We start from the raw sequence: 16224 nt of genomic DNA, 5'->3' as shown, positions 1-16224 counted from the left end.
AAAATTGCGCTTTCAAACCTTAAATGAGATTTATTTTTAATCGCATTACTGCTAAATTATCAGCAGTTATCGTATGAGGTTTTGCAATGAACGCGAAGAAAGCGCTCAAAAAATTGAAGAAGAAAGCGGTTAAGAAAGTCGCCTCTTCTTCAAACAAACAACTTAGTGCATTGAAGAACAATGCATTAGGTAGTGTTGTCACATCTCAATCCCGCACTTCTTCATCACAAAGTGAACTCGTTAATGAGCTAAAAGGCATAGCAAACCAAGCTGCAATGAGCGCGGCTTATGAACTTGCCGCCCCACTCAATCCGCTGTTGTCTTGGTTTAACGATGCTGGAGGTGTGGTCGATTTCACGACTTCAGCTAAAACAGCGTCAACGCCACGACCTAAGCAATCTGCCAATGATGCAGCACCTGCATTTTCGGTAAAATCAGTGGGACATTTACCCTTAAAGTCACCACCTTGCAAACGATGCCCTGCTCTTTCTAACGGCATTTGTAAATGTGCTGCTAAAAAGTTTAGGTTGAGCGCATAAATTACCGCTCCACAACCCACAGATTAGATCAAAAAAGCCCGACATCACGTCGGGCTTTTTTCAATTCATTTTTCGTAGTCATTTATGCCAAGTTCATGATCACTCGGCTGACAGATGGACCAACAATTCGGGTTAAAGCGACCCCTGTTAATCCTTTCACGAGACTCTTCGTTCCACTCACCATTGCTTTCTCAACAAAAGACGGTTTTTCGCTACTCTGCGTCCAATGGTGACTTTCTAGAATTTCCATCAGGCTATCACAATCAAGCTCTTCACTATCAAAGCTGATGGCAACTGAACCTGCGTATCGCTTGTGCTTAATTTCGTGTACGGCATCAATCTCTTCCAACTGACAAATCAGTTCCGCAACCTCATTAGGGTGATCTTTAATGTAGTCAGAACGAACTCTAAGTCGCTGATTTGTCTTGTGAATGTAAGTATTCATGCTAGCACCAATCCAAATGATAACTATTACTGTTTGCAACAGTACCACTGAAATTGATTAAGCGCAAAACATTTGTAATTAGTTTGTCACATGATCGTTTTTCCCAATGAATCGCACTTTGCTTACCGTATAATTTTTTTATGAAACAGTACGTCGACCAGGCCTTAAAACTAAGAAAGTGGGTATCGATTGGCCACCATATCCCGGGAAGAGTAAGACTCAAATACAAGCTGGGCATCGTAGCGCACCTTGCCAAATTCCGTAGTGACGACATCGAGAAAGCTATTTCTTCTATTCCTGCGTTCAAAAACTACAAATTGAACAGTGCGACGGGAAGCATCGTCATCGAATACGACCCAATGACAGTCAACCCTAAGGCGATTGACGCGTTGTTTTCGGATTCAGAACAAGCTGCGGAGCAAGCATGCTATTCGATCGCTGAGCAATTGGACTTAAATGGAGAACGTTCATGAGTGACTCATTGAACAATGCAAATCCATACGAAGCCTACTTCAAGGCTATGATGGAAATGCAAAAGGAAATGGCGAATGCTTACATGGCAAGCATGCAAAACGGTGAAATGCCGCCAATGATGATACCTAATCAAATAGGTATGATGCCACATTTCCCACATCCAGCATTTTGTCATCCCCACCAAATGCCACCAGGCATGGGGGCACAATTCCACCCAGGAATGATGCCACCGCCTCCACACTGGCCACATCCGGGGATGATGCAACACCCACCTCAACCTCAACAACCACCACAGACTCCTGAAACACCAGAGAGCGATCCATTATTCGAGCAGGCTCAAGCAATGCTAGAAGGCGCTCTAGGTGAAGAAGCAGGCATGTTTAAAGAGATATTAGGAACTTTCGGTATGAACGATAAAGAGTTTTGGAAAGGCGCTATGGTAGGCGCTGCAGCAGCACTTCTACTTAGCAATGAAAATGTGCGCGGCAAACTAATGGGCTTAGTATCAGGTGCTGGCGATATGCTGAAATCTGGTGGTTCGAGCGTAAAAGAAGGCGCTGTGAATACTGCAAGCGCAGTCAAAGAGAACGTTTCAACAGGTAGCGAGATCTTCAAAGATACTTACGCTGCCGGTAAGCAAGGCTTTCAAGAGTCTGTAGAGCGCCACAAAGAAGAACCTGCAATCAAAGAAGTAGCAGAAAAAGCGCCTCGCGAAGAAAGCGAAGGTGAAGATGGCCAACCCGTTATTAAAGAACATGAGTAATTCAGCCAATAAACTCAGTTCTGCCAATCGCGCTATGCTCGTTGGTGCGATAGCCGGCGGTAGTGCAACGATTGCCAGCCAATGGAAAGAGCACAAAGCTGGCAATATCGACACCAATGAAATGGCGACTAACGCAGCGAAATCCGCGCTAAAAACCGCAGCTATCGCTGGTGCGACAACTTATGTGGCAGAAAAAATGGCGGGCCGCCCTGCACTCTCCATGCTGACGATTTTCAGCGTCGGTGCAGCAGGCCTTTACCTTATGGATCAAGCTTCGGACTCTAAAAATGAACAATAACAACCCATACTACGGCTACCCTTATTACGGATATCCGCAACAACAAAACCAAGCGGCTGAACAACAACCTGCAGAACAACCTTACAAAAAGCAAAACTCCAAAACCCATTTCGCTATGGGTGTGGCTGCAGGCGCTGCAGTTGCTTACCTCCTAACCAATAAAAAGTTCCAACAAGGCGTTGCTACGACTGGCGAAAAAGCGTGGTCTGCGGTTCGTGGCGAAGTTGAAGAACTAAAAGAGCGTTTGGAAGACACCCAAGCAGAGCTGGAATACTACCGTAACCTTTACAAAGGCGAAGAATGATCTCGATTCAGGTAAAGCATCACTTTCCCGGTCGAATCCGCTTTAAAGCATCAGCACTGAGACATCACAAAGATGTGGGTACTTGGATTGAAACCAGTTTAATGGCGATCCAAGGCATTAGTGCGGTACGAGTGAACGAGTCTGCCCATTCTGTTGTGGTGGAATACGACACGCAATTGCTGCAAGCAAAAACTGTCGAAGAGCGTTTAAACCAGCTTGATTTAAACGACGCAACGCAAGAAGAAACGGAACATAAGTTTACTCGCGGCGATATTGCAATGAATGTGATTGGCACTATCGCTGCTGCTTTGCTGCCAAACAAATGGGGCGCACTTTCAACGGCTACCTTAATCGCCCCAACGTTGTTTGAAGGTGTGAGCGACCTAAAAGACAAAAACATCTCGGTTGAAGTTTTGGATGCGATTGCCGTTGGTCTCTCAGCTTGGCGCGGTGATTATCGTACCGCAATGATGACGCAAAGCTTGATCAGCCTTGGGGAATACATGGAGCAAAAAACCAGTCGTAATAGTGACCAACTCTTGGCTGATTTAATGCGCCCTCAAGAGTCGATCGTTTGGCGCGTCGATGGGTCAGACCGCACTCAAGTCAATTCGACGGAACTGAATGTTGATGACATCATCGAACTGGCTCCTGGCGTATCGATTCCTGTTGACGGCACCATTGTAAAAGGCGCGGCGTTAATCAACCAATCGTCTCTTACTGGTGAGAACGTGCCTGTTCGTCGTGAAGAGAGCGCGGTTGTTTACTCTGGTACGAGTGTCCATGAAGGCACTATTCAAGTTCGTGTTGATAAAGTCGGAAGTGAAGCAACAACCGCAAAAATTGCTAAGTTGATTTACGACTCGTTGAGTGAAAAAAGTGAAATTCAACAAGTCACACAAGACATGGCGAATCGTCGTGTAAAAATCACTTTAGGGATTGGTGCAGCTGTCTTCGCACTCACTCAAGACATCAACCGTGTTGCATCGGTGTTTCTTGTCGATTATTCCTGTGCCTTGAAACTGAGTACCCCAGTAACGTTCAAGTCCATCATGTACCGTGCTGCGCAACAAGGCATTTTGTTTAAAGGCGGCAGTGCAATTGAGAAGCTAGTGAAAATCGACACTTGTGTTTTCGATAAAACAGGGACACTCACGCATGGTGATATGCAGGTAACGGATGTCATTCCCCTCTGCGACTCGAACTCTGCACGTGACTTGCTAGCGATTGCTGCCTCGGTAGAAGAGCACAGTAACCACCCGCTATCTCAGGCTGTGGTAAACGCTGCCAAGCACAACCAACTGCCGCACATTGAGCATGGTGAAGTGGAGTACGTGATTGCACACGGCCTCAAGAGCACAATGAACGAACACGAGTTGGTTATGGGTAGCCGTCACTTCCTAGAAGTGCATGAGGATGTCGACTTCACGCCATTTGAAGATGTAATTAAGAAATACGAGGCGCAAGGTCGCCACCTTATTTTTATCTCTCATCAAAATGTCTTAATTGGCATGATTGGCTTGCGTGATCACTTACGTGAGGATGCACTAGAAACCCTGAATGCCCTTCGCCAGTTTGGTGTCAAAGAGCTGATCATGATTACGGGTGATAGCCAATTCAAAGCCAGTATCCTTGGTAATGAGTTGAAGCTAGATCGTATCTTTGCCGAAGCGGTACCTTCTGAGAAATCGACCATTGTCGAAGCGCTTCAAGCAGAAGGTCGCACTGTTATGTTTGTCGGTGATGGTGTTAACGATGCTCCAGCACTCACCGCGGCAGATGTTGGTGTTGCGATGGGCCGAGGAACCGAACTCGCCCGTCAAGTCGCCGACGTAGTTCTACTTCGTGACCAATTGTATGGATTAGCAGAAGCGCGCGAACTTGCTAACATCGCCATGCATGTGATCAACTCCAATATTAAAATTGCTGAGTACGTGAATAGCGGGATCATGCTTGCAGCCGCACTAGGGTGGTTAAACCCAGCCATGAGTGCCCTGCTCCATAATGGTACGACATTGTCTATTCTCGGTCGCTCTGCGGCGCTAAGACATGGGTAATCCCTGTATTTATCGTCCACTTAGATAGAAAAAGCCCCGACGCAATCAAGCATCGGGGCTTTTTACTGTCTACCTACTAAATAACTAATTCGCTGAAAGCTTATAACGGTCGTCGATAACCGTCACTTCAGGGAAAGATTTACCCGCCTTCATTGCTTTCTCAGTTTCTTCTTTCACTGATTTATCAATCCAGAAGTTCGCAATGTCCATTGGGTGAAGAATTCGTTCAGTATTTTTTGTCATACCGTTTTTCGGGATCTTAACCCAACGCCAGTGCGCATCACGCGTGTAAGGTACCATGTAGCCAGGAACGATCACGTTCGCATCACCCACGTATTTTTGAATCTGACGCGACAAATCGTAACGTTTTTGCTGTTCAAACTCATTGTCATACGCTTCAATCAGTTTATCTAACTCTGGACTGCTGTAGTTGGTGTGCGCGTTCGTTTGTGGCTTGTTCGCGTTATCTGAGTGGAAGTATTCCCAGTACGCAGGGATCTCACCAGAACCCATGTTCAAGAACGCCAATTGGTGCTTCTTCTCAAGGATGTATTTGAACGCCGAAGAGCCATCAACCAGATTCAGAGTAAACTCCAAGCCTGCAAGTTTTGCTTGCTCTTTTAGGTAAGCGATACGCGGTGTGTGTGAGTTGTAACCGTAGGTAATTGCAAAGCTTAGACGTTCACCTTTGTCGTTTACGCGGATACCGTCAGAGCCCACCTTGTCAAAGCCTGCTTTTTCGAAGTGCTTAATCGCTTCTGCAGGATCAAACTTCGGCGGCTTGTTGTTTGGGTCGTCATATTCACCGTGACCAAAACCAAGGCCATGTGGTTTACGAGAGTAGTCACCACGCATAATGTTTTCGATCATACCGTCGTAATCAGTCGCCGCCATGATACCTTTACGCACTTCTAGACTATCCAACATCGGCATCGCGGTATTCATCCAGAGACCACCTGCACCTTGAGGAGCTTGGTTAAAGCCCCAGTATTTTTGTACATACCCTTTCTTGTAAACTTCACTGTCTGTTTTATCGTGCCAGAAGTTTGGTAGTACCATCTCAAAGTAATCTAAATTACCCTTCTCAAAGTGCTTCATTGCGATGTCTTCATCACGAATGACTGTGATGCGTACTTTGTCTACGTTGTAACGGTTTTTGTAATAACGGTTGTTGTAGCCCCACCAATCTTCACCAACGTGTTTGAATGTCACGCTCTTACCTTTCTTCACTTTATCAATGTAGTAAGGCGCAGCGGTAGGCTCAGATTTAAAGTTGAACTTACGTACGAAGTTGTCTGGCATACCATCGTTGTTCGCGTCTTTTTCACCCTCGAAGAAGTGCTCTGGACGAGGTTGGAAGCCGTTACTTGGCATATTGATCAGAACCATCAACGCATCTTGACTCTGTTCCACAGCAAGATTTACTTTGATAGTGTAATCATCAATTTTCTCGACACTTAAGATGCTCGTTTTAAAGAAGTCGTTGTACCACGGATCAATGATGTCTTCTGAGGTGTAGTACTTCATCATGAACACGTAGTCGTCCGCCGTGATCTTTTCACCATCCGACCATTTCGCTGTTTCATCTAATTGGAAGTAAACGGTTTTGTTGTCTTCACCAAATGCCCATGCTTTCGCAAGCTGTGGAATCCATTTGCCTGTGTCTGGATGGCGTTGTGCCAGCTTCGGTGTGCCATCCATTAGGTACTGACGAAGACCTGAGTTCGCATCAGGGCCAACACTGCGAAGCGTTTGAGGGAAACTACGGATAGAGGTACGGTAAGTACCACCACGGACCGCTTCTTCTGAAGCAAAAAGCGGTTCGTTGTTGTTCGAAGTCCATTCGATATCTGCAGGTAACTCAGCTGCGTTTAGCTGAAAACTTCCTGCAACCAACATTGCCAGTGCCGAAAATGGCAGGGTCTTTATCATTATTTTCTTCCTTGTTGTGTTTGCGCAGTGCGGCAGGAAAAGCGACAACAAGTGAACCTCAGAATGACTGCGCGCGATACACAGCAAAGAAAATAAAGGGAGCGAATACAAAGTGAAGTCCTGTCCACTTCCGTATTAATATCAGAGAGTTTCACTAGGTCATCCTGACCTTACAACGCAGTGAATGCATCCACTCCATAGTATTTGTTACACATTTGTAACGCAACCCATCCATAACACATGGTTGCACATTCCGACTATCACAGCGATTTATGTTATAGAAGTGTGATCATAACAGTACCATCCGCTAAGCCATTCCTGCCCTGCGATATAGTGTCTTTATGTTGAGCATGTTTGTGTTACAGGAAATAAAAAAGGCGAAGTGTTTACCACTTCACCTTTCGTTTTAGCCCCAAACTAGGCTTACATGTTCGCTAGGCTGTCGTTGATAGACTTAAGCACAGCCGCTGGATCTGTTGCTTGAGTAATTGGACGACCAATCACTAAGTAATCAGAGCCTGCTTGAATTGCATCTACTGGCGTCATGATACGGCGTTGGTCACCTTGTTCAGAACCTGCAGGGCGAATACCAGGTGTCACTAACTTGAACTCTTTACCCAATTCATTCTTAAGCAAAGAAGACTCTTGCGCTGAGCACACCACGCCATCAAGGCCAGAGTTTTTAGTCAGCGCAGCTAGACGAATCACTTGCTCTTGAGGCGCAACGTCCAAGCCAATACCGGCAAGGTCGCTTTGCTCCATACTGGTCAATACTGTCACACCAATCAGCAGCGGGCGGTCTTTACCGTAAGGTTCAAGAATTTCACGTGATGCCGCCATCATGCGTTCACCACCACTCGCGTGCACGTTCACCATCCATACACCCAGTTCAGCCGCAGCGCGAACTGCTTTTGAACACGTATTCGGGATATCGTGAAACTTCAGGTCTAGAAATACAGAGAAACCACGTTGATGAAGCTCACGTACGAAATCAGGACCAAATAGCGTAAACATTTCCTTGCCTACTTTTAGGCGACATGACGCAGGATCAACTCTATCTACAAACGCAAGCGCATCTGCTTGGTTATCATAATCCAGTGCGACAATAACTTTTTGGTCGATCATTTCATCTCCTAACTGTTTTTGGTTCTTATTAAATAAAGGTCAAAAAAATGCAGCGGACAGAAACTCTGCCAGCTGCATTAAAACTATTCACCGTCCAATCCTCGGATTGGCTTGATCGTCCCCCATCCTTTACATGATGGACAATGCCAGTAAAGAGAATGGGTGGAGAAACCACATTTCCTGCATCGGTAATGCGGTTTAACTTTTAACTGTTCACCAACCATCGCTTGTAGCGTCGACAAGCTGTCTTTCGCACGGCCATCTTCTGCTTCAGCAATATGGTAGTCGATAAGACGGTAGAAACCTTTCATGGTTGGGTTTTTCAATAATTGCTTGGTCAACAGCTCTTGTGCTGCCCCAACGCTCTCATGATGGGCGACAAGCTGCGCTAGCATCAATTCAGACGATACGCCCGCTTTCTTATCAATGCACGCACGTAAAAATTCCACCAGCTCGTCTTCTTGGCCTAAGTGGTGATAACACTCTGCAATGGTCGGTAGAACATCACTAATGAAATCTTTATCTTGCTCAAGCACACCCGTCAGATATTTGATGGTGTGTTTGTAGTCTTCTGACTCAAGATAGATACGCCCAAGCGCAATGCTTGCACGCACACATTTTGGATCTTCTGATAGTGCTTTTTTAAAGTGCTGAATCGCTTTACTGGTATTGCCATCGGCTTGGTCAAGCATGGCCAGCTCACACCAGAAATGCGCAATATTGGCGCGAATACGAGTGCGCTTCTTACCCATCTTAGCCAGTTGGTTGGCGTAATGAATGGCTTTTTCCCACTCACGCGTTTGCTGGTAGATGGTGACAAGTTGCTGAAGTGCACTTTCACGGTGATCGGGTTCTTCCACCAATTGCTCAAAGATTTTCTCAGCACGATCTAAAAAGCCGGACGCCATGTAGTCCTTCGCGAGCTGTTGAAGCGCTAAGTTTTTCTGATCTAGAGTGAGCCCAGAACGGGAGATGAGGTTTTGGTGGATACGAATTGCACGGTCGACTTCACCACGAGAACGGAAAAGATTACCCAACGCTAGGTGTGTATCTATCGTTTCGTTGTCAACTTGGAGCAATTCAATAAAGTGGTCAACCGCCTTATCTGACTGATCAGATAAGAGCAGGTTAAGACCCGTCACATACTGACGGGATATTTGATGAGATTGCTTCTGCTTGTCTTGCTGAGCGCTGCGATGGCCCATGTACCAGCCATAAGCGGCGGCTATCGGCAATAACAAGAAGAGTAGTTCAAGCATTAAAGTTAAGCCTTATCCTTATGCCTGTTTTTCTACTGCTGGTTTTGCAGGTTTCTCTGCTTCAGCGGGCTCATACTTTTTAAGTTTCTTTTTCAGACGACGAACTTGAAGTTGAGTCTTAAATTGGATGCTAGCAAAGATAACCCACGCTAGACCAAAGCCAACCACGAATACCACACCCAATAGCGTTGATAGGTGGAACTCGCCTTTCGCCAGAAGATAATTAAAGGTTACGATCTCTTGGTTTTGAGAACCTAAAGCCAGTGCAATTAAAAAGAGAGCTAAAACAGCAATGATTTTTATAATTTTCATGTTACATCACCCTTCGAGGAGTAAGTAGGTAAGATTATGCAGTAAAATGTTTCTTCAGACCATGTATATTACCAATAATCTAGTTATAAAAAAGCGGCATACACGAGAGTATGCCGCTTTTTCAAACTAATAAGAGAGCCTTAGCTATCGATATTTACGCGCTCACGAAGCTCTTTACCTGGTTTGAAGTGAGGAACGTATTTACCTTCCAACTCCACTTTATCACCCGTTTTAGGGTTACGACCTACGCGAGGTTCGCGGTAATGAAGAGAAAAACTACCAAAGCCACGGATCTCGATACGGTCACCGCTCTCTAGTGTAGAGGCCATGTGCTCTAAAATATCTTTTACAGCATCTTCTACCTCTTTCGCTGATAAATGTGTTTGCTCAGCGCAGAGTCTTTCAATCAGTTCAGACTTAGTCATAGTTGCCCTCTTTGAGTATCTTTATCACTCATTATAGTAAGTAATACTAATTCCAACAAACACTTGCTATCAATTCTAGACAAATTTTACACAAAATGCGCAATCAAAAAATGTCTTTTTTTAGCATAGTTTATCAACATTAGTATTACTACTCGGAAAGTAGCAAGCATAAAAAAGGAGCCTTGCGGCTCCTTTTTAGCTTAAGCGAGTAAATTATTCGCCTTTAGCAGCTTTGAAAGCGTCAGCCATTGCATTACCAAAAGCAGCTTCGTCTTGCTTGTTGATAGATGCCATTGCTTCTTGCTCTTCAGCTTCATCTTTAGCTTTGATAGATAGGTTGATTACGCGGTTCTTACGGTCTACACCTGTGAACTTAGCTTCAACAACATCACCAGCGCTTAGGATTAGAGAAGCATCTTCTACGCGATCGCGTGATACTTCAGAAGCACGGATGTAACCTTCAACGCCTTCTGCGATTTCAACTGTAGCGCCTTTAGCGTCAACAGCAGTTACAGTAGCGTTAACTAGAACACCTTTCTTGTTGTCAGCAACGTAAGCATTGAATGGGTCGTTTTCCATTTGCTTAACGCCTAGAGAAATGCGCTCACGCTCAGCGTCTACTGCTAGAACAACTGCAGAGATCTCGTCGCCTTTCTTGTACTCACGTACAGCTTCTTCGCCAGCAACATTCCAAGAAATGTCAGATAGGTGAACTAGACCGTCGATGCCGCCTTCTAGACCGATGAAGATACCGAAGTCAGTGATAGACTTGATCTTACCAGTAACTTTGTCGCCTTTAGCTTGTGCTTCAGCGAATGACTGCCATGGGTTAGCTTTACACTGTTTCAGACCTAGAGAAATACGACGACGCTCTTCGTCGATCTCAAGAACCATAACCTCAACTTCGTCGCCAACATTAACAACTTTAGATGGGTGGATGTTCTTGTTAGTCCAATCCATTTCTGAAACGTGTACTAGACCTTCAACGCCTTCTTCGATTTCAACGAAGCAGCCGTAGTCAGTTAGGTTAGTTACGCGACCAGTTAGTTTGTGACCTTCTGGGTAACGCTTAGCGATTGCTACCCATGGATCTTCGCCTAGTTGCTTAAGACCTAGTGATACGCGAGTACGCTCACGGTCGAACTTAAGAACTTTAACTTGGATCTCGTCACCAACGTTAACGATTTCAGATGGGTGCTTAACGCGCTTCCAAGCCATATCAGTGATATGTAGAAGACCGTCAACGCCACCTAGGTCAACGAACGCACCGTAGTCAGTAAGGTTCTTAACGATACCTTTAACTTCAGAACCTTCTTGTAGAGTTTCTAGAAGCTCGTCACGCTCAACGCTGTTCTCAGATTCGATAACTGCACGACGTGAAACAACTACGTTGTTACGTTTTTGGTCAAGTTTGATAACTTTGAACTCTAGCTCTTTGTTTTCTAGGTGAGCAGTGTCGCGGATTGGACGTACGTCTACTAGAGAGCCAGGAAGGAAAGCACGGATACCGTTTAGTTCAACAGTGAAACCGCCTTTAACTTTACCGTTGATGATACCAACAACAGTTTCAGCTTCTTCGTAAGCTTTCTCAAGAACGATCCAAGCTTCGTGACGCTTAGCTTTCTCACGAGAAAGTTGAGTTTCACCGAAACCATCTTCAACAGCGTCTAGAGCTACGTCTACTTCAGCGCCAACTTCAACTTCAAGTTCGCCAGCAGCGTTCTTGAACTGTTCAGCAGGGATAGCAGATTCAGACTTAAGACCAGCGTCAACAAGAACGAAACCGTTCTCGATAGCTACTACAGTACCTTTAACGATGCTGCCTTGTTGGAATTCTGTTTCGTTTAGAAACTCTTCAAAGAGTTGAGCAAAAGATTCAGTCATTTATTTAATCTTCAATAAATTAAACGTCCACGGGTATCCTACCGCATGGGGTTATTAAATTCGCCAGTCATCATCCTTGCGACCAACGCTCTTAGTCTAGCCGAGCGTAATTACTCAGCTAGCTTCGATTCGATATATTGTAGTGCCTTTTCTACTACTTCGTCGATAGTCATCGACGTAGAATCTAGCACAAGCGCATCCTCTGCAGGGCGTAGTGGCGCCACTGGACGGTTACGATCTCGGTCGTCACGCTCTTGGATCTCGCTCAAAAGGTCAGCAAATCTAACATCTAACCCTTTATCTTGCAACTGTTTAAGGCGTCGATTTGCACGCTCTTCTGCGCTCGCATCAAGGAAAATTTTCGCTTGTGCATTTTGGAATACAACCGTACCCATGTCACGACCATCAGCAACCAGACCCGGAGCGGTCTCAAATGCGCGCTGACGACGCAACAATGCTTCACGAACGCGTGGCAGTGCAGCCACTTTAGACGCTGCCATCCCCGTCTCTTCTTTACGAAGTTCACCAGAGACATCTTCGCCTTCTAGAATCACTTTTACTAGGTCACCTTCAGCAACAAACTGAACATCTAGGTGAGTAGCCAGTGGAACAAGCGCATCTTCTGACTCAGTGTCTACGCCGTGGTGAATCGCTGCGAGTGCAAGAACACGGTAAATGGCGCCAGAATCAAGAAGCTGAAAGCCTAACTTCTTCGCTAGCAACATACATAAAGTGCCTTTACCTGCACCACTAGGTCCATCTACGGTAACAACCGGAGTTTGAGAGGACATGTTTTTCTCCACGTTGATGTGCGAATTTCGGTACTTCCACCCAAATTCATTTCATTCTTAATTTTACGGTGCGGGAGTATATACCTAATAGTCTCAGGATACCATTTCTTTGCCCTCTCCCCGGTTCAGAATTTGCCGTTTTCTCTGTTCTGATTCTTTCTCTTTAAAGCGCAATACTAAATGGCAAATTTTCTCTAAGTTTCATTTTTCCGACCCGATCACACATTAGTAATACAATATTATTGTATATTAAATCATCTTATCGACGACCCTATAAAAATTGAGAACACAATATGAAGAAATTAGCGCTTACTTTTCTTGCTGCCAGCATTGCCTCTGCGTCTGCTATAGCTGCAACTTCGTCTAATGAATTAGCGAGCAAATATGAGCTAGATCCGACAAAGGCTCCAGCTCAAAACTTTGATATGACGAATTGGAAAATTACCTTGCCTGAACTGACTAAAGAAGGTGAACGCAAAGGTAAAGCATTAGAAATAGCCAAAGATGAGTTGGGCAATACAGAAACCCCTTATGTTCACCCTGAGTGGTTCTATACCAACAAAGAAACAGGCGCCGTGGTTTTTGTTGCACCAAATGAAGCACCGACCACTCCTAATAGTAAGAACACTCGTAGTGAACTTCGTGCCATGCTGGCAACACACTACGGTGAGCCAAAAAACAACTTTGTCGTCGCTTCTCACCCAAGTGCTGCTGAGTACGGTGCAATTGGTGGCGAGCTAAACGCGACCCTGTCTGTTGACCAAGTCAGTACAAGTGGTAACTACAAAAAGAATGGCGCATTCGCTGTCGTGATTGGCCAAATTCATGGCTCTGACAATGAGCCTTTAAAGATTTCTTACCGCAAACTGCCTGAGCATGAATACGGCTCTCTTTCATGGAACTACGAGTTAAACCCAACCAAAGAACTTCAAGACGCGAAAGATGAAAATGGTAAGAAGCTTCGCCAAGACATCCGCCACAACGTATTCGGACAATACAACTTACGTAAAGGTGACGCAGACCCACAAGACGGCATCAAACTGGGTGAAATCTTCTCATACAGCGTCAACGTGGAAGGTGACATCATGCACCTGACTTTCACTAAGAACCCTGGTGAGAAAAATGAAGTCACTAAGACATTTGATGTGAATCTAGCAGAAGGCAAATACCAAGGTCATGAAGTAGACCAAGGCTATGGTAACGATTGGATGTATTACAAAGCCGGTGCTTACAACCAATGTAATACGAAGAAAAGCAGTTCAGACTGTGAATGGCGCGGCATGGAAGCGGGTGATTATGCTCAAGCAAGCTTCTATCAGTTAGAACTGAAACAATAACGGTTAGAGCTGAACTAATAACCCGCCGCTGAAATAAAAAAACCAACTAAACAGTTGGTTTTTTTTTGTTATTTCTTAAGCATTACACAATTGGCTTTTGACCGCGTTCTGCAAGTTTAAGTACGACACTATCAGCCACTTTACTTGCAACACCGGCAAGCTTGTCTGCCAGTTTTTTCTTTTGCACGTAATGCACTGCTAGTACGGTTTTCTCTTTGCATGCTGCAACAACTAGATCGTCGGAAGTGCTGATTTCATCTACCAGTCCTAGCTCTTTCGCTTGCGTACCAAACCAGTGCTCACCTGTTGCGACTTTTTCAAGTTCTAGTGCTGGGCGACGTTCACTGATGAAGTCTTTGAACAATACGTGTGTTTCTTCAAGTTCTTGTTTGAACTTATCACGCGCTTTGTCAGTGTTCTCACCAAACATCGTTAGTGTGCGTTTGTACTCACCAGCTGTTAGCTGCTCATATTCGATATCGTGCTTTTTCAACAGTTTGTTGAAGTTAGGGATCTGCGCGATAACGCCGATAGAACCGACAATTGCAAACGGAGCTGAAACAATCTTGTCTGCCACACATGCCATCATGTAGCCACCACTTGCTGCCACTTTGTCGACAGAAATCGTCAGAGGCAGACCTGCAGCTTTGATTCGGTCAAGTTGAGAAGATGCCAAGCCATAGCCATGAACCATGCCACCACCAGACTCTAGACGAAGTAGCACTTCATCGCCTTCACGAGCTACTGCTAATACTGCAGTAATCTCTTCGCGTAGCGAGCCCACTTCTTTTGCATCAATACTGCCGTTAAAGTCCAACACGAACAGATGCGGTTCGCGCTTGCTATCAAGAGAACCTTCTTTGCTCGCTTGTTTGATTTCTTTCTCGCGAGATTTGTTCTTTTCTTTCTCTTCCTTCTTAGCCGCTTTATCACGAGCTTTGATGAAAGCGTCATCGTGTAGGTGATGCTCTAATTGTTCGATTGCATCTTTGTGACGTTCAGAAAGATTAGTGACTTCCAATTCGCCCTTCGCAGCACCCGATTTACCACCCGCCGATTTCGCAATAATCAGCAGCACAACCACTGCCGCAACAACGGTGACAATCTTGGCTAAAAACAGACCGTAATCTAATAAAAATTCCAATGAGAGTTCCTCTATCTCATACCAGTAATAGTCATCAATATGTTACGTAGAAAAATCAGAGAGAAGGCAAGAAAATCGGTAACCTCTTGTTCTGATTGATGGCGTTCAAATAACATACCGGACAACCGTTCTGGAATTGGTATAACACATGAATTGGTGTATTGTAACCAACTTGTCACGATTACCAAGATTTTCCATTGAGAAACAGGCGCATTTCTACACTAAGATGACGTCTGTTCGTCGGAATTAGATACAATAATAAGGATTAACTACCGTGAACTACTCCGTTTCAGCAGATGCCCTAAAAGGTAAAGTCATTCTTGTCACTGGTGCAGGCAATGGTATCGGTCGCCAAGCGGCACTTTCTTACGCTCAGCACGGTGCGACTGTGATTCTACTTGGTCGAAACGTTCAAAACCTTGAATCCATTTACGATGAAATCGAATCTGCAGGTTACCCTCAACCCGCGATCATTCCACTTGATCTGAAAGGCGCAACTAAGCAGCACTACATCGATATGGCAGAAACCATCGAAGGTCAGTTTGGTCGTTTGGATGGCCTACTACACAACGCTGGCGTTTTAAGCACGCTGTGCCCGTTTGAGCAAATCAATGAAGAAGACTTCGACGACATCATGCAGATTAACGTGAAAGCAGAAGTCCTAATGACTCAAGCGCTACTGCCTATTATGCGTAATTCAGACGCAGGTCGTATTATCTTTACGTCTTCAACTGTGGGCCATTCTGGCCGTGCTTTCTGGGGTTCGTACGCCATCTCCAAATTTGCCGTAGAAGGTATGATGCAAGTATTGGCAGATGAACTTAGTGATACACCAATGCGTGTTAACGCGATTAACCCAGGTGCAACTCGTACTCGAATGCGTGAAAAAGCTTATCCAGGTGAAGATGCAAACACACTAAAAACACCACTGGATATCATGCCGCTTTACCTTCACTTGATGGACCCAGCGGTCACAGATGTAAACGGTCAGTGCATCGACGCTCAACCAAAGCGTAAGTAACCTCTTCAGGTCACCTCACATAATCGATTGAAAAGGCAGCAAACGCTGCCTTTTTTCGTATTTCTGCCTATAAAAATCTTGCGACTTTCCATCACAGAAATATACTGTACATAT

Annotated in this window: 17 protein-coding genes; 8 read left to right on the top strand and 9 right to left on the bottom strand. The window is 45.1% G+C overall.

All coding sequences use genetic code 11. The features are described 5' to 3' along the window. Positions 1-86 precede the first annotated feature (86 nt). A complete protein-coding gene (locus A9237_RS13990; protein WP_078608396.1) occupies positions 87-539 on the top strand; it encodes a hypothetical protein in 453 nt (150 codons plus the stop codon). Positions 540-621: 82 nt separating this feature from the next. Here the strand turns inward: A9237_RS13990 and A9237_RS13985 are convergent, their stop codons facing one another. Beyond that, positions 622-984 carry an HMA2 domain-containing protein gene (locus A9237_RS13985; RefSeq protein ID WP_020197182.1) on the bottom strand — a complete coding sequence of 121 codons (363 nt, stop codon included), beginning with the start codon at positions 982-984 and terminating at the stop codon, positions 622-624. A gap of 140 nt (positions 985-1124) precedes the next feature. Between A9237_RS13985 and A9237_RS13980 the strand changes: the two genes are divergently transcribed. Genes A9237_RS13980 through A9237_RS13960 form a run of 5 tightly spaced genes read left to right on the top strand, consistent with a single transcriptional unit; the run spans position 1125 to position 4880 of the window. Further along, entirely contained in the window at positions 1125-1457 is a 333-nt protein-coding gene (locus A9237_RS13980; protein WP_078608395.1) for an HMA2 domain-containing protein, read from the top strand. Then, entirely contained in the window at positions 1454-2221 is a 768-nt protein-coding gene (locus A9237_RS13975; RefSeq protein ID WP_078608394.1) for a YtxH domain-containing protein, read from the top strand. The genes A9237_RS13980 and A9237_RS13975 overlap by 4 nt, the downstream gene beginning before the upstream one ends. Next, positions 2214-2519, top strand: a complete 306-nt coding sequence (locus A9237_RS13970; protein WP_078608393.1) for a magnetosome protein MamC family protein — start codon at positions 2214-2216, stop codon at positions 2517-2519. Before A9237_RS13975 ends, A9237_RS13970 begins: the two co-directional genes overlap by 8 nt. Continuing rightward, a complete protein-coding gene (locus tag A9237_RS13965; protein WP_020197178.1) occupies positions 2509-2823 on the top strand; it encodes a hypothetical protein in 315 nt (104 codons plus the stop codon). The genes A9237_RS13970 and A9237_RS13965 overlap by 11 nt, the downstream gene beginning before the upstream one ends. Continuing rightward, positions 2820-4880, top strand: a complete 2061-nt coding sequence (locus A9237_RS13960) for a heavy metal translocating P-type ATPase (protein WP_078608392.1) — start codon at positions 2820-2822, stop codon at positions 4878-4880. Before A9237_RS13965 ends, A9237_RS13960 begins: the two co-directional genes overlap by 4 nt. A gap of 84 nt (positions 4881-4964) precedes the next feature. On the opposite strand, the gene A9237_RS13955 is transcribed toward A9237_RS13960, so the two are convergent. The 7 genes from A9237_RS13955 to cmk form a co-directional block, all read right to left on the bottom strand. Next, positions 4965-6812, bottom strand: coding sequence for an extracellular solute-binding protein (locus A9237_RS13955; protein ID WP_078608391.1), 1848 nt, complete (start codon positions 6810-6812; stop codon positions 4965-4967). 423 nt (positions 6813-7235) lie between these two features. After that, a complete protein-coding gene (pyrF, locus tag A9237_RS13950) occupies positions 7236-7937 on the bottom strand; it encodes an orotidine-5'-phosphate decarboxylase (protein ID WP_078608390.1) in 702 nt (233 codons plus the stop codon). A gap of 83 nt (positions 7938-8020) precedes the next feature. Beyond that, positions 8021-9196 (bottom strand): lipopolysaccharide assembly protein LapB, encoded by a 1176-nt coding sequence (lapB, locus tag A9237_RS13945; protein WP_005438965.1) that lies wholly within the window; start codon positions 9194-9196, stop codon positions 8021-8023. Between the two features lie 18 nt (positions 9197-9214). Next, positions 9215-9508 carry a lipopolysaccharide assembly protein LapA domain-containing protein gene (locus A9237_RS13940; RefSeq protein WP_005431104.1) on the bottom strand — a complete coding sequence of 98 codons (294 nt, stop codon included), beginning with the start codon at positions 9506-9508 and terminating at the stop codon, positions 9215-9217. 140 nt (positions 9509-9648) lie between these two features. Further along, on the bottom strand, positions 9649-9933 hold the full coding sequence (gene ihfB / locus A9237_RS13935) for an integration host factor subunit beta (RefSeq protein WP_005438967.1): 285 nt from the start codon (positions 9931-9933) through the stop codon (positions 9649-9651). Positions 9934-10146: 213 nt separating this feature from the next. Beyond that, positions 10147-11817, bottom strand: a complete 1671-nt coding sequence (rpsA, locus tag A9237_RS13930; RefSeq protein ID WP_005438969.1) for a 30S ribosomal protein S1 — start codon at positions 11815-11817, stop codon at positions 10147-10149. Between the two features lie 110 nt (positions 11818-11927). Then, positions 11928-12608, bottom strand: coding sequence for a (d)CMP kinase (cmk, locus tag A9237_RS13925; RefSeq protein ID WP_005438973.1), 681 nt, complete (start codon positions 12606-12608; stop codon positions 11928-11930). Between the two features lie 293 nt (positions 12609-12901). Between cmk and A9237_RS13920 the strand changes: the two genes are divergently transcribed. Continuing rightward, on the top strand, positions 12902-13945 hold the full coding sequence (locus A9237_RS13920) for a polysaccharide lyase family 7 protein (protein ID WP_078608389.1): 1044 nt from the start codon (positions 12902-12904) through the stop codon (positions 13943-13945). A gap of 82 nt (positions 13946-14027) precedes the next feature. Here the strand turns inward: A9237_RS13920 and sohB are convergent, their stop codons facing one another. Next, positions 14028-15089: a protease SohB gene (sohB, locus tag A9237_RS13915; RefSeq protein ID WP_005439550.1), complete on the bottom strand. Its 1062-nt coding sequence runs from the start codon at positions 15087-15089 to the stop codon at positions 14028-14030. 274 nt (positions 15090-15363) lie between these two features. On the opposite strand from sohB, the gene A9237_RS13910 reads away from it, so the two are divergent. Then, the gene (locus A9237_RS13910; protein ID WP_005439551.1) at positions 15364-16110 is read left to right on the top strand and encodes a YciK family oxidoreductase; all 747 of its coding nucleotides are present in this window, start codon (positions 15364-15366) and stop codon (positions 16108-16110) included. Positions 16111-16224 lie beyond the last annotated feature (114 nt).

The sequence above is a fragment of the Vibrio owensii genome, from assembly GCF_002021755.1.
Taxonomy (GTDB): domain Bacteria; phylum Pseudomonadota; class Gammaproteobacteria; order Enterobacterales; family Vibrionaceae; genus Vibrio; species Vibrio owensii.
The sequence above is the reverse complement of the archived record's forward strand: the minus strand, read 5'-3'. Positions and strand labels throughout refer to the sequence as shown.

Excerpts from the sequence above, each read along its gene's own strand:
- A9237_RS13990 (WP_078608396.1), top strand. The coding sequence starts at position 87 with ATGAACGCGAAGAAAGCGCTCAAAAAATTGAAGAAGAAAGCGGTTAAG.
- A9237_RS13985 (WP_020197182.1), bottom strand. The coding sequence starts at position 984 with ATGAATACTTACATTCACAAGACAAATCAGCGACTTAGAGTTCGTTCT.
- A9237_RS13980 (WP_078608395.1), top strand. The coding sequence starts at position 1,125 with ATGAAACAGTACGTCGACCAGGCCTTAAAACTAAGAAAGTGGGTATCG.
- A9237_RS13975 (WP_078608394.1), top strand. The coding sequence starts at position 1,454 with ATGAGTGACTCATTGAACAATGCAAATCCATACGAAGCCTACTTCAAG.
- A9237_RS13970 (WP_078608393.1), top strand. The coding sequence starts at position 2,214 with ATGAGTAATTCAGCCAATAAACTCAGTTCTGCCAATCGCGCTATGCTC.
- A9237_RS13965 (WP_020197178.1), top strand. The coding sequence starts at position 2,509 with ATGAACAATAACAACCCATACTACGGCTACCCTTATTACGGATATCCG.
- A9237_RS13960 (WP_078608392.1), top strand. The coding sequence starts at position 2,820 with ATGATCTCGATTCAGGTAAAGCATCACTTTCCCGGTCGAATCCGCTTT.
- A9237_RS13955 (WP_078608391.1), bottom strand. The coding sequence starts at position 6,812 with ATGATAAAGACCCTGCCATTTTCGGCACTGGCAATGTTGGTTGCAGGA.
- pyrF (WP_078608390.1), bottom strand. The coding sequence starts at position 7,937 with ATGATCGACCAAAAAGTTATTGTCGCACTGGATTATGATAACCAAGCA.
- lapB (WP_005438965.1), bottom strand. The coding sequence starts at position 9,196 with ATGCTTGAACTACTCTTCTTGTTATTGCCGATAGCCGCCGCTTATGGC.
- A9237_RS13940 (WP_005431104.1), bottom strand. The coding sequence starts at position 9,508 with ATGAAAATTATAAAAATCATTGCTGTTTTAGCTCTCTTTTTAATTGCA.
- ihfB (WP_005438967.1), bottom strand. The coding sequence starts at position 9,933 with ATGACTAAGTCTGAACTGATTGAAAGACTCTGCGCTGAGCAAACACAT.
- rpsA (WP_005438969.1), bottom strand. The coding sequence starts at position 11,817 with ATGACTGAATCTTTTGCTCAACTCTTTGAAGAGTTTCTAAACGAAACA.
- cmk (WP_005438973.1), bottom strand. The coding sequence starts at position 12,608 with ATGTCCTCTCAAACTCCGGTTGTTACCGTAGATGGACCTAGTGGTGCA.
- A9237_RS13920 (WP_078608389.1), top strand. The coding sequence starts at position 12,902 with ATGAAGAAATTAGCGCTTACTTTTCTTGCTGCCAGCATTGCCTCTGCG.